Source organism: Bacillus haikouensis (assembly GCF_013179555.1).
Taxonomy (GTDB): Bacteria; Bacillota; Bacilli; order Bacillales; family Bacillaceae_B; genus Rossellomorea; species Rossellomorea haikouensis_A.
Map to the genome: position 1 here is coordinate 1 of NZ_JABMCR010000126.1, position 12,563 is coordinate 12,563.

The following is a 12,563-nucleotide window of genomic DNA, read 5'->3' on the forward strand; positions in this document are numbered from 1 at the left end:
ATGAAAGGCCTTTCTTGATCATTGAAAAATAGTCTTCATATTTGATTCTTTTAGATTTTTCTTTTTGACTCTGTTAAAGCTTAATGTTGTTTTTAACCGGTTTCAGCTGTTGATTGGAGTGCAAGACGAAGACTCCTGCGGGAACAGCGAGACAGGTGAGACTTGTCCAGCTCTGGCGGCTAGCCCCTCGAGGTCATAAGCTTAAATGGTCCAAGAAGGCAAAAGGCGCCTTCCCGGCCCATTCACCTTATGCTTGTCGGGGCTGAACGAGCCGCCTCCGCTTTTCTAATCCACAGAAGCGCAGCGACGAGGAGGCTCACCGGCCGCCCGCGGAAAGCGAAGTCTTGCACGGAAATCAACAGCGGTGGTTAACAGAGCCAATTTTTTTAAAAAAAATGAAACTATTAAGATGATTCATTCGTACATAAACTAGTAAGGAATATGATTGAAACGAGGGGGTTAAGGTGAGAAGAGGTATACTGATCTTTTATATGATGATCCTTGGATTCAGTTTTCTGCTCCCGGTGTCGGGGTTTGCTGAACAGGATAAAAATGTATACGTCATACCGATTCAAAAAGAAGTGGAAAAAGGCCTGCATGCGTTTCTTCAAAGAGCGTTGGATGATGCGGAAAAAAACAATGCAGAAACGATCATATTTGATATCGACACTCCTGGAGGGCTGGTGGATGCGGCTGGGGATATCGGTCAGCTTCTGGACGGAGTGGATGCTGATACAGTGGCGTTCGTAAATAATAATGCATTATCAGCAGGTGCTTTCATCGCGCTGCATGCAGATGAAATTTATATGGTACCGAATGGCCATATTGGATCTGCAGCCGTCATTGATCAGGCAGGGAATGCAGCGGATAAAAAAGCGCAGAGTTACTGGTTGTCTGCAATGAAAAGTGCAGCGGAATCCAGCGCAAGAAATCCTTTATATGCTCTTGCAATGGCTGATGAAACGATTGAAATTCCAGAACTTGGAATTGGAAAGGGTGAATTATTGACGCTTGGTGCGAAGGAAGCACAAAAAGTCGATTACTCTGAAGGTACCGTCAAAAATCTGGATGAATTGTATCAGGTACTTGGAGTTGACAAGGCCACTGTTCATACAGTGGAAGAAACCTTTGCTGAGAAACTGGCAAGGTTCATCACGAATCCGATCGTTGTGCCAATTTTATTATCATTGGCAAGTTTGGGACTGGTAATTGAATTATATTCACCGGGATTCGGTGTAGCAGGCTCTGTCGGATTGGCCTCTTTGCTTTTATTCTTTTACGGGCATTTAGTGGCGGGTCTCGCAGGGTATGAAACGATTATACTGTTTGTGATAGGAATCATACTGATTGTGGCTGAATTCTTCCTGCCTGGCGGAATAGCAGGGGGACTCGGGGTCGCAGCAGTGATTGGTAGTATAATGCTGGCAGGAGGCAACCTTATGCAAATGGGGATTTCCATTCTTATTGCTTTACTTATTGCTGTGATTGCCATGATTTTATTAGTAAAGGTGTTTGGTAAAAAGATGAAACTATTCAATAAGATTATTTTGAAGGATTCAACCAATACCGAAAGCGGTTATGTTTCAAATGCGAACAGACTTGAACTTATTGGAAAAGTCGGCGTAACAAAAACCCCGTTGAGACCATCGGGAACAATTCTGATAGAGGAAGAAAGAATCGATGCGGTCACAGAGGGCGGCTATATTCAGACGAATCAAAAAGTAAAGGTTGTTAAAGTCGAAGGTTCCCGCATCGTTGTGAGAGAACTTTCTTAAAAAAGTGTGATTCAATATTCTTTAGTGCCCTGGTACTGAAGACAAAAAATATAGAGAATCTAAATTATTTTCCATAGGAGGGTGTTTACATGGTAATCGGACCGAGTACGATCCTTATGATCGTTGCCATTGTAGTAGGATTTATTTTATTAGCTGTATTGTTCACGTTTGTACCAGTGATGCTTTGGATTTCTGCCCTGGCGGCGGGAGTCAAAATAAGTATATTCACGTTGATTGGGATGAGGCTGAGACGTGTTATTCCAAACAGGGTGATCAACCCGCTTATCAAGGCTCATAAAGCTGGAATCAATGTTACGATCAATCAGCTGGAGAGTCATTATTTAGCAGGCGGTAATGTTGACCGCGTGGTAAACGCACTGATTGCAGCTCACCGTGCAAATATCGAACTTACATTTGAGCGATGCGCTGCCATTGACCTTGCAGGAAGAGATGTACTTGAAGCGGTTCAAATGAGTGTTAATCCGAAAGTGATTGAAACACCGTTCATCGCGGGGGTTGCAATGGATGGGATTGAAGTAAAAGCGAAGGCGCGTATTACCGTTCGTGCAAATATCGACAGACTTGTTGGTGGAGCGGGGGAAGAAACGATCGTTGCCCGTGTAGGTGAAGGGATTGTTTCTACGATCGGTTCTTCTGACAATCACAAAAAGGTTCTGGAAAATCCCGATATGATTTCACAGACCGTCCTTTCTAAAGGTCTGGATGCGGGGACTGCTTTTGAAATTCTTTCAATCGATATTGCAGATGTTGATATAGGCAAGAATATCGGTGCAGAACTGCAGACCGAACAGGCAGAAGCGGATAAAAACATTGCGCAGGCAAAAGCAGAAGAAAGAAGAGCGATGGCTGTAGCGAATGAACAGGAAATGAAAGCAAGAGTGGAAGAGATGAGAGCGAAAGTTGTGGAAGCTGAAGCTGAAGTTCCGTTAGCTATGGCAGAAGCATTGCGTTCAGGAAATATCGGTGTGATGGATTACATGAATATCAAGAATATTGATGCAGATACCGATATGAGAGACTCCATCGGGAAACTAACGGGCGATAAAAAGGATTCCAAGAATCCAAAAGGTGAATAATCTCCCCGGGTGAGAAAGGAGACTTCTCCATGGAAGGTTTAATCGTTGCCGTCATAATCGGATTATTGACGACAATTTTCAATCGGTCAAAAGACTCCTCATCAGAGGAAAACCGGTCAAAACCAAAGCCGATCGTAACTGGAAGTCCAGTAGAGACCAACAGAGAGGAACCTCGCAGGAAGCGACAGGATAGACGTGTGTACCCTGACGCTGAACAGGAGGAACCTGTTTATACGCTTCAAACTAAATTTGAAGAGCAGAAGCAAGATATTGAGAATAAGTATGCGCAGTTGAAAAAACAAAGAGAAGGCAATAAACAAGAGGCGCAAATGCAGCGGACGAGGGTGAAGTCCATCAAGGAGAAGGACCCTTCTCAATACTCTATTGATTTCGAGAGTGAAGATGATATTGTAAAAGGGTTCATTTTCTCAGAAGTATTTGGTCCTCCGCGTGCAAAAAAACCGCATCATCGAAAATAACAGTGATGAATCCCTATTTCATTTCATAAATATGAGATGAAAGGGGGTTCTTTTTTTATGGCGAAAAACTGGGTGCAGCAAATGCGAAAATGGATGACGCAGACTATGGACCTGCCCGAAGATGTCATGATGGACCTTCCGCGCGTCACAATGATTGGACAAATTCATATCTATATAGAAAATCATCGGGGTCTCCTTACGTTTACCGACCAGGAAGTCAGACTCTTACTTAAACAGGGGCAACTCTTGATCAAAGGGGAGCAATTTGTCATAAAAATGATACTTCCGGAAGAAATACTTCTCCAGGGGAAAATCGTTGAAGTTACTTATTTAGAGAACTAGGAGGGACGGAATTGAAAAACCAATGGATTACCTCATTTAGGGGGAAAGTATTCGTTAAGATGGAAGGAAGGCTGATTGAAGGGGTCATCAATCAATTGCTGCGTTCAAATATATCCATCTGGAATGTTAAGAGAGCCGGAACAGAAACGATTACGTTTTATTTAGCCCTTGAGGATGTACATAACTTCAGAAGAGCGGTAAGATCATCCGAATGCAAGGTAACATTCCTCAGAGGGCAGGGGGGACCATTCCTCCTGAAGCGCGCTTTGAAAAATGCAGGATTTCTTCTTGGCGGCTTCGCGTTTCTCATCATGATCATTCTGTTGTCAAATATGGTTTGGGGCATTCAGATTAAGGGCGCAACTCCGGAAACCGAATATAATATACGCAAAGAACTAACAGATATGGGGGTAACCACCGGGAAATTGCAATTTTCAATACCCGATGTTGAAAGCATACAGATGGAGCTTTCTTCGAGGATGGACAATATAACGTGGGTCGGTGTTGAACTAAGAGGGACAACCTATCATTTTCAGGTTGTTGAAAAAAATGCACCTGAGCAAGTCGAATCAACTGGTTTGCAGCATATCGTTGCAAATAAAACAGCAGTCATCGTCGAGATGTTCGTTGAAGAAGGCGATCCCCAGGTCAAGGTGAACGATTATGTCAAAAAGGGACAACTACTTGTTTCCGGTGTCATCGGCACTGAAAAAAAGCCGAAGGGAGTACCTGCAAAAGCAAAAATCATGGGAGAGACATGGTATAAAACCGCTGTCGAACTTCCTTTGAATACGGACTTCGCAGTGTTCAGCGGAAATGAAGAAAGAAAACATTATATAGAAATCGGATCTTGGAGAATCCCGATATGGGGTTTTGGGAAGCCTGATTATAAAGAAGAAGTGACTGAGGAGACGAAGAAGCCGGTTAAATTACTAAAGTGGCAGCTGCCTATCGCGTATATTGATAAAAGTATTAAGGAAAAAGAAAATATAAAAAGAGCTTATACAAAAGAAGAAGCAGTGAAGGAAGCGAAAAAACTTGCCAAAAACAATCTGGAATCTTCCCTCCCGGATGAAGCTGAAATAGTCAGTGAAAAAATTTTGCAAGAAAAGGTGGAGAATGGTAAAGTTAAGGTGAATCTTCACTTCAAAGTAGTAGAAAATATTGCTGAAGGACAACCAATCATTCAAGGAGACTAATTAATGTCAGATGATATCTTAATGAAATTGCAGCTGGAAAATCCAAACGAAGCAGTGGCTTTATTTGGAGTTTCAGATTCTCACCTTAAATTAATAGAGCAAGAATTATCAGTTTCGATTGTAACAAGAGGCGAAGAATTGCTGATTTCAGGGAAAGAAGATTGTGCATCACTGGCCCTTGAAATTTGTGACCGTCTGGTGAGCGTCATCCGAAAAGGCATCAACATCAGCCAAAGGGATGTGCAGCATGCCGTTCAAATGGGTAAAAACGGAACGTTGGAATACTTTACGGATTTGTATGAGGAAGAAATTACGAAAAATGCAAAAGGAAAGTCGATCCGGGTTAAGACCTTGGGCCAAAGACAATACATCCATGCTATAAAGAAACACGATTTAGTTTTTGGGGTCGGCCCTGCAGGTACCGGGAAGACATATTTGGCCGTGGTGATGGCTGTTCATGCACTGAAAAATGGCGAGGTTAAGAAAATAATCCTTACAAGACCAGCTGTTGAAGCTGGCGAAAGTCTTGGATTCCTTCCAGGGGACCTGAAAGAAAAAGTGGATCCTTATCTGCGCCCGCTATACGATGCGCTCCATGATGTGCTTGGGGCTGAGCATACAGCCCGTCTGATAGAAAGAGGCACGATTGAAATCGCCCCGCTGGCGTATATGAGGGGACGTACACTCGATGATGCTTTCGTCATTCTGGATGAAGCCCAAAACACCACCCTTGCTCAAATGAAGATGTTCTTGACGAGGCTTGGATTCGATTCGAAAATGATCATTACAGGAGACCGCTCTCAAGTTGACTTGCCAAGAGGAGTGGAATCCGGATTGATTTCATCAGAAAAGATATTAAAAGGAGTAAAAGGTATTTCCTTTATGTATCTTGAACAGGCAGACGTCGTAAGACATCCGCTTGTGGCCAAAATAATAAATGCGTATGAAAATACTGAAAAATAACTGTAAAGATTGATCGTGCATCAAAATTGCCGATCAATCTTTTTTTGTACTTCCCGCGGAAAGCAGGTACATGCATCGGAAAGCACGTCGCGTTATTTCAACCCCCGTAATTATGCAGAAAACAGACATTTTTAGGATTAGAATAGATAATTAAGTAAAAAACTGTTATCATTTTACATAATTACAGGGATGATTATCCATCCGGTCAGTTAAGATTTACAGGGGGTCCATATGCATACACACCCAATATTACATAAAATAAGAAAATTCTTGAGTTACCGCCTTTTCACAAATATCATGTTCGTGCTCCTTGGCGTCATTGTATTTGGAGTGCTGTACACCAATGTGAAACCAAAGCCGCTTGACCTAAGCTTATACGAAGAAGCGCCAGCTACTATCAGGGCTCCGAAGACGCTGATAGATGATGAAGCGACAGAAAAGAAAAAAGAAGCGGCTGCAGCGGAAGTGGAAAAGATATACAGTACGAAAGATGGAGCTGTAAACAATGCTGTCATGCTTGTGAGTTCTTTAATTGACAGTGTAAACGAAGTAAAGAATAAAGCGGTGAATGAACCTGCTCCCGATGAGGAAGTGAGGAACCCTCAGAGCGTCAACCTCAATAAACAACTTGAGGAATTAAAGAAACGCCTTCCCTCAGGCGAAGAAAATAATTTGACGAAAACGTTAACCGATAACGTCCTGAAAACACTGCTTACGGCAACTGAAACGGATTTGGAAAGAGTGGAATCCATTGTTTCTACTCAGCTCGAAGTCATCATGGGTGATAAAGTAAAAGAAGATGAGCTAAAAAGGGCCGCATTGAATCTTGAACAAAGGATCTCCAGTTTTTCTTTCAATGGGGAACTGAAAGAAGCTGCAATCGCTCTGGGTAATGCAGCCATTTTGCCTACTGAGTTCTATGATGAGGAAAAAACCGAACAGCTAAAAAAACAGGCTGTTGAAAGTGTTCAGTCAGTAGAGATCGTAGATGGTGAGGTCATCGTTGAAGAGGGGGATCTTATCACTCCGAATATCTATGAAACGCTGAATGATTTTGGTATGGTAGAAGAAGATTTCTCAATTAAACCAATCATTGGACTGGCTTTATTTATCGTTGTGATCATTAGTTCCTTATATTACTTCTTTTATACACTTGAGGTTAAGGAAGAAAGGAAACAGAACTATTTGATCTTGACGAGCATTGTGTTTGTGATTTCACTGATCATCATGAAAATAACCGGACTATTAAAGCAATTGGAGATAAATGATATTGCGTTCTTGTTTCCCGCTGCCTTCACAGGTATGATTCTCCGCATCTTACTGAATGAACGGATTGCTATGATGATGGTGTTCATTATCTCGGCATGTGCGAGCATCGTCTTTAATGAAAAGTTTTCAGGTTCCGTCGACATCGAAGTGGCAATTTATACGCTCTTCAGTGGTGTAGCAGGAATCTTGACACTTGTAAGCAGAAATCAACGAACCAATGTTTTAAGGGCAGGCATATATGTGGCATTAGTAAATATAATGATCATCGCATTTCTTGTATTGCTGAGCGATGTAGCCTACTCAAGTACGGAATATATCTATTATCTGATATTTGCTCTGGTTTCCGGGATAGGCTCATCCATATTAACTATCGGTTTCTTACCTTTTTTTGAAACAGGATTCGGCATTTTGTCCTCGATGAGGCTGGTCGAGCTTTCCAGTCCGAATCAGCCGTTGTTGAAGAAACTGCTTACTGATGCGCCTGGTACATATCATCATAGCGTTATGGTGGCCAACCTGGCTGAATCAGCCTGCGAAGCCATTGGCGCCAATGGACTGCTGGCCAGGGTCGGGTGTTATTATCATGATGTAGGGAAGTCAAAGAGGCCGCACTTTTTCATTGAAAATCAATTGAATTTGGAGAATCCTCATGATCGGATGAATCCGGAAACGAGTAAAAACATCATTATCGATCATGCTTCTGACGGGGCTGCCATGTTGCGGAAATATAAGCTGCCTAAAGAAATCGTCGACATCGCCGAACAGCATCATGGTACAACTTTATTGAAATATTTTTATTATAAGGCGAAAGAACAGGGGAAAGATGTAACAGAAGTGGAATATCGATATCCAGGACCTAAGCCGCAAACGAAAGAAACCGCAATCATCAATATTGCTGATAGTGTGGAGGCTGCTGTTCGCTCAAAGAACTCCCCTACCCAGGAGGAAATCAAGCAATTGGTCGCTGCAATCGTCAAAGATCGACTCAGTGACGGGCAATTCAATGAATGTGATATTTCATTGAAAGAGCTTGAAAAAGTAAAACAGTCCTTATGTGAGACTTTGAACGGTATTTATCATCCAAGGATCGAGTACCCTGAACTTAAAGCAGAAGGAGAATAACATATGACCTTATCCATTGACTTTATCGATGAGACAGATCAATTGACTGAAGAACAAATAGAGCAGATTCAAGGTATTTTGAACGTGGCTGCCGATAAAGAAGGAGTGGAGGAAGGAAGTGAGGTTTCCATAACGTTCCTTTCGAATGAACGAATCAGGGAAATCAATCGCGATTACCGCCACAAAGATCAGCCTACAGATGTCATTTCTTTTGCTCTTGAAGAACTTGGGGAAGATGAAATTGAGATTGTAGGTACGGATATGCCGCGGATATTAGGGGACATCATCATCTCGGTTGAACGGGCGAAAGAACAGGCGGAAGAATATAACCACTCATTTTCCCGTGAACTCGGCTTCCTTGCTCTTCATGGATTCCTTCATTTATTGGGCTACGACCACATAGAGGAAGAGGATGAAAAAGAAATGTTCCAAACACAAAAGGATATCCTTGAAGAGTATGGACTCACAAGAGACTAAATTCGGACTGGCACGCTTCAAGAAATCCTTTGGATATGCATGGCAGGGAATCAGGCTCGTCTGGTCATCGGAGCAGAACTTCAGGATTCATACAGCAGCTGCAGTATTAGTGATTGCATTGGGTATATTCCTTTCCATTTCTGCTTTCGAGTGGATCATCCTTGTATCCCTTATATTTGGTATGTTGGCACTGGAAACAATGAACACAGCTATCGAAAAAGCAGTCGATCTGGTGACCTCGGAATATCACCCGCTTGCAAAGGCATCCAAAGATATGTCATCCGCTGCTGTCCTGTTATATGCAATCGGTTCCTTCATAATAGGGTGCATCATTTTCATACCCAAGATATTGAATTAACTAGTGTTTTTCTCATCAGACGCTATTGTTTACAAGCTGTACTGCATTTTGAGAACAGCCCCTCCTTTTTCCTGCACACAGGGCAGGTACGGTTCTCAACCAACCCGCTGAAAGAGAAGTCTTGAACGGAAATTCGGCAGAGATGTGTAATAGACATAATTATAATAAAAGGCATATCAAAAAGAGATGATTAAAAGTAACCGGTAATTAAAAAGGGGCTGTTTGAAGAACATTTCTTCCCACTAGCCTCTTTTTGATTTGAAAACGCTCTTATAGTTGTATAGAATAAGTTAAGCGTATAAGCAAAAGTATCACTAAATAGTTTGAATTATCTAACTATTTCATTACAAAATGATAACAGCCCATTTTCTTTTATGAAAAATATAGTAAAATGAAATATGTAAGGGTCAAAAGGAGAGTAATACAATGAACACAGAACAACTAATCAATGAAGCAAAAGACGCACGAGAAAAAGCATATGTACCTTATAGCAAATTTAAGGTCGGTGCAGCTCTTCTTACGAAAGACGGAAAGGTCTATCACGGGTGCAATATTGAAAATGCCGCATACAGCATGTGCAATTGTGCAGAAAGAACAGCCCTCTTCAAAGCTTATTCAGAAGGTGACAAGGATTATTCCATGATCGCGGTGGTTGCTGATACTACGAGACCCGTACCGCCATGCGGTGCATGCCGCCAAGTCATATCCGAGCTTTGTGCGAAAGATATGAGAGTAGTATTGACGAATTTAAAAGGTGATGTAGAAGAATTGACAGTAGCTGAGTTATTGCCGGGAGCTTTTTCACCGGAGGATTTACATGAGTAATAAAGAGACGAAAGCATCATTCAAATCAGGATTTATTTCAATTATCGGTCGTCCCAATGTAGGTAAGTCCACGTTTTTAAATCGTGTAATCGGCCAGAAGATTGCCATTATGAGTGACAAGCCGCAAACGACTAGAAATAAAGTTCAGGGTGTCCTGACAACCAGCGAATCCCAAATGATCTTCATTGATACGCCTGGAATCCACAAGCCCAAGCATAAACTTGGTGACTTTATGATGAAGATTGCTCAAAACACACTGAAGGAAGTAGACATAATACTCTTCATGGTGAATGTGGAGGAAGGGATTGGGAAAGGTGATCAATTTATCATTGAGAAGTTGAAAGGGGTTAAGACGCCGGTATTTCTCATCTTGAATAAAATTGATCAAATTCATCCTGATGAGTTATTGCCGATCATCAAGCAATACAATGAACTTTTTCCATTTGCGGCAACAGTGCCGATTTCGGCACTGGAAGGGAATAATGTGGAACACTTGCTTCAATTGATTCAGGATAACCTTCCTGAAGGACCGCAGTTTTACCCTGCAGATCAAATCACTGACCATCCTGAACGTTTTATCGTATCTGAATTGATCCGTGAGAAGGTTCTCCATCTGACAAGAGAGGAAATTCCTCACAGTATAGCTGTTGTCATTGATAAAATGGAGAAAAAAGGTGATAAGAATCTAATTGACGTCCTGGCCACTATCATAGTGGAAAGGGATTCACAAAAAGGGATTGTCATCGGAAAACAGGGGTCTATGCTGAAAGAAGTTGGGAAACGCTCCCGTGTGGATATTGAAAATCTTCTGGGTACAAAAGTGTACCTGGAGTTATGGGTGAAAGTCCAGAAAGATTGGCGTAACCGTGCATCCAACCTCCGTGATTACGGCTTCAATGACGATGAGTATTAAGCTGCACATTTCTTGAAAAGTCAAGCAAATTTAATTAACAATATTTAGTTCACATGCTTTATTAAAAAGATGCTAATTCTAATCACAAGAAAGCTTTGAAGTCTTGCTAGTTTAAATCCAGAAAGGTGGGTTTTTGATGTTAGACTTAACTTGGAAAGTGTTTTCACAAACAGGCAACATCGACACGTATTTACTCTTTAAGGAACTTGAGAAAGATGGGGTGGAAGAACCTTATCAATTGGAAGAAGAAATATCGGAAGTCGACTTCCCCCTGACGTAATAGGTTTCATCAACCGGGTGATGTGAATTCGGGAGGTGGCCAATATGCTACAAAAGTGTGAAGGAATTGTTATCAGAACAAACCATTATGGTGAAACAAACAAAATAGTGACTATATACTCCAGGGAATTCGGGAAAATCGGATTGATGGCGAGAGGCGCTAAAAAGCCCAACAGCCGTCTTTCCGCTATTTCCCAAGTGTTTACATACGGCTATTTTATGTTTATTAAAGGCAGTGGATTGGGAACCCTTCAACAGGGAGAGATTGCAGAGTCACTTAGGCATGTAAGGGAAGACCTGTTTAAAACAGCATACGCATCATACATGGTCGAACTCCTTGATAAAAGCACGGAGGACAGGAAACCAAATCCTTTTCTTTTTGAATTGCTATACAGTGTGCTGAAGTATCTTAACGAAGAGTATGATCCGGACATCTTGATGTATATTTTTGAAATGAAAATGCTGCCAGTATTAGGACTGTATCCTCATTTGAATGGCTGTTCTGTCTGTGGGGAGACCGAGGGCACATTTGGATTTTCATTTAAAGAGAACGGATTCATATGTCACCGGTGTGTAGAGAATGATCCCCATCATCTTCCGATTTCGCAAAGCACCGTAAAATTATTAAGACTGTTTTATTATTTTGACATCAATCGGCTAGGGAACATCTCTGTAAAGGATGAAACAAAACATCAGCTCAAGCGGGTAATCAGGACTTATTACGATGAAAACTCAGGTCTAACATTGAAATCCAGAAGATTTCTTGATCAAATGGATAACCTAAAGGACTCATTCTAGTATTAAAAGCATTTTGTGATTGTGGCCGGCTCTCTTATGGGGCCGGTTTTTTTGTTAAGAAACATTGACTCCGGTAAGGATTATGCTGATCCTAAGGGGGATTTGGACGTATAGAGTGTTTTCGGAAATCAGCAGATCGAGCAGCAATGAAAATTCCTTACGAATATCCCGAAGTTCGCTTATCACTCTGTATACCTATTGTGGCAGGGGCTGCCGTTCGTCGAACTCATACTGAACATATCTCTTCAGTTAAACTAAATTTTCAAAAAAAGAGGCAGGGACAAAAGTGTTATAGTCTAAGTAAAACCCGAACTAAATTGCCTTCAAACAGGCAATTTAGTCCGGGTTATTATTTTGTTCAATGTAAACTTAAGTTTAGCACTTTCCAGCGGTTGATTGGAGTGCAAGACGAAGACTCCTGCGGGAGAAGTAGCCAATGTGAGACCCCGCAGGCTTGCCGAGGAGGCTCACGGGCTACCCGTGGAAAGCGAAGTCTTGCACGGAAATCATTAGCGGTATTAAGAATATACGCTGAAATTGTTCGTCTTTATGTCGAGGTCATTAGTTTTGTCCCAGCCTCTTTCTAACAATATTAAAACTGGATTTTTTCCATCAGGAAGGATTTCACTTCACTGATCGGCATTCTTACCTGATCCATCGAATCACG

At 41.8% G+C, this 12,563-nt stretch carries 14 protein-coding genes; all 14 read left to right on the top strand.

The features are described 5' to 3' along the window. The first annotated feature begins 491 nt into the window (after positions 1-491). Positions 492-1,775, top strand: coding sequence for an NfeD family protein (locus HP456_RS13030; RefSeq protein ID WP_172251757.1), 1,284 nt, complete (start codon positions 492-494; stop codon positions 1,773-1,775). Between the two features lie 116 nt (positions 1,776-1,891). Next, on the top strand, positions 1,892-2,872 hold the full coding sequence (gene floA, locus HP456_RS13035; protein WP_376766212.1) for a flotillin-like protein FloA: 981 nt from the start codon (positions 1,892-1,894) through the stop codon (positions 2,870-2,872). Between the two features lie 29 nt (positions 2,873-2,901). After that, on the top strand, positions 2,902-3,351 hold the full coding sequence (locus tag HP456_RS13040) for a YqfB family membrane protein (protein WP_172251736.1): 450 nt from the start codon (positions 2,902-2,904) through the stop codon (positions 3,349-3,351). A 57-nt stretch (positions 3,352-3,408) separates the two neighbouring features. Further along, positions 3,409-3,693 carry a sporulation protein YqfC gene (gene yqfC, locus HP456_RS13045; protein ID WP_172251737.1) on the top strand — a complete coding sequence of 95 codons (285 nt, stop codon included), beginning with the start codon at positions 3,409-3,411 and terminating at the stop codon, positions 3,691-3,693. A gap of 11 nt (positions 3,694-3,704) precedes the next feature. Beyond that, positions 3,705-4,892: a sporulation protein YqfD gene (yqfD, locus tag HP456_RS13050; RefSeq protein ID WP_172251739.1), complete on the top strand. Its 1,188-nt coding sequence runs from the start codon at positions 3,705-3,707 to the stop codon at positions 4,890-4,892. 3 nt (positions 4,893-4,895) lie between these two features. Beyond that, a complete protein-coding gene (locus HP456_RS13055) occupies positions 4,896-5,855 on the top strand; it encodes a PhoH family protein (protein ID WP_172251741.1) in 960 nt (319 codons plus the stop codon). Positions 5,856-6,086: 231 nt separating this feature from the next. After that, entirely contained in the window at positions 6,087-8,246 is a 2,160-nt protein-coding gene (locus HP456_RS13060) for an HD family phosphohydrolase (RefSeq protein ID WP_172251743.1), read from the top strand. A gap of 3 nt (positions 8,247-8,249) precedes the next feature. Continuing rightward, positions 8,250-8,723: an rRNA maturation RNase YbeY gene (ybeY, locus tag HP456_RS13065; protein ID WP_172251745.1), complete on the top strand. Its 474-nt coding sequence runs from the start codon at positions 8,250-8,252 to the stop codon at positions 8,721-8,723. Further along, complete coding sequence (locus HP456_RS13070) at positions 8,704-9,081, top strand: diacylglycerol kinase family protein (protein ID WP_172251747.1); 378 nt, start codon at positions 8,704-8,706, stop codon at positions 9,079-9,081. The genes ybeY and HP456_RS13070 overlap by 20 nt, the downstream gene beginning before the upstream one ends. A gap of 396 nt (positions 9,082-9,477) precedes the next feature. Then, complete coding sequence (locus HP456_RS13075) at positions 9,478-9,906, top strand: cytidine deaminase (protein WP_312857760.1); 429 nt, start codon at positions 9,478-9,480, stop codon at positions 9,904-9,906. After that, positions 9,899-10,819: a GTPase Era gene (era, locus tag HP456_RS13080; RefSeq protein ID WP_172251751.1), complete on the top strand. Its 921-nt coding sequence runs from the start codon at positions 9,899-9,901 to the stop codon at positions 10,817-10,819. Before HP456_RS13075 ends, era begins: the two co-directional genes overlap by 8 nt. Before the next feature lie 136 nt (positions 10,820-10,955). Beyond that, entirely contained in the window at positions 10,956-11,099 is a 144-nt protein-coding gene (locus tag HP456_RS13085; RefSeq protein WP_172251753.1) for a YqzL family protein, read from the top strand. Between the two features lie 44 nt (positions 11,100-11,143). Beyond that, the gene (recO, locus tag HP456_RS13090; protein ID WP_172251755.1) at positions 11,144-11,896 is read left to right on the top strand and encodes a DNA repair protein RecO; all 753 of its coding nucleotides are present in this window, start codon (positions 11,144-11,146) and stop codon (positions 11,894-11,896) included. A gap of 392 nt (positions 11,897-12,288) precedes the next feature. After that, positions 12,289-12,483: a hypothetical protein gene (locus HP456_RS25070; protein ID WP_246289021.1), complete on the top strand. Its 195-nt coding sequence runs from the start codon at positions 12,289-12,291 to the stop codon at positions 12,481-12,483. Positions 12,484-12,563 lie beyond the last annotated feature (80 nt).

Excerpts from the sequence above, each read along its gene's own strand:
- HP456_RS13030 (WP_172251757.1), top strand. The coding sequence starts at position 492 with ATGATGATCCTTGGATTCAGTTTTCTGCTCCCGGTGTCGGGGTTTGCT.
- floA (WP_376766212.1), top strand. The coding sequence starts at position 1,892 with ATGATCGTTGCCATTGTAGTAGGATTTATTTTATTAGCTGTATTGTTC.
- HP456_RS13040 (WP_172251736.1), top strand. The coding sequence starts at position 2,902 with ATGGAAGGTTTAATCGTTGCCGTCATAATCGGATTATTGACGACAATT.
- yqfC (WP_172251737.1), top strand. The coding sequence starts at position 3,409 with ATGGCGAAAAACTGGGTGCAGCAAATGCGAAAATGGATGACGCAGACT.
- HP456_RS13055 (WP_172251741.1), top strand. The coding sequence starts at position 4,896 with ATGTCAGATGATATCTTAATGAAATTGCAGCTGGAAAATCCAAACGAA.
- HP456_RS13060 (WP_172251743.1), top strand. The coding sequence starts at position 6,087 with ATGCATACACACCCAATATTACATAAAATAAGAAAATTCTTGAGTTAC.
- ybeY (WP_172251745.1), top strand. The coding sequence starts at position 8,250 with ATGACCTTATCCATTGACTTTATCGATGAGACAGATCAATTGACTGAA.
- HP456_RS13070 (WP_172251747.1), top strand. The coding sequence starts at position 8,704 with ATGGACTCACAAGAGACTAAATTCGGACTGGCACGCTTCAAGAAATCC.
- era (WP_172251751.1), top strand. The coding sequence starts at position 9,899 with ATGAGTAATAAAGAGACGAAAGCATCATTCAAATCAGGATTTATTTCA.
- HP456_RS13085 (WP_172251753.1), top strand. The coding sequence starts at position 10,956 with ATGTTAGACTTAACTTGGAAAGTGTTTTCACAAACAGGCAACATCGAC.
- recO (WP_172251755.1), top strand. The coding sequence starts at position 11,144 with ATGCTACAAAAGTGTGAAGGAATTGTTATCAGAACAAACCATTATGGT.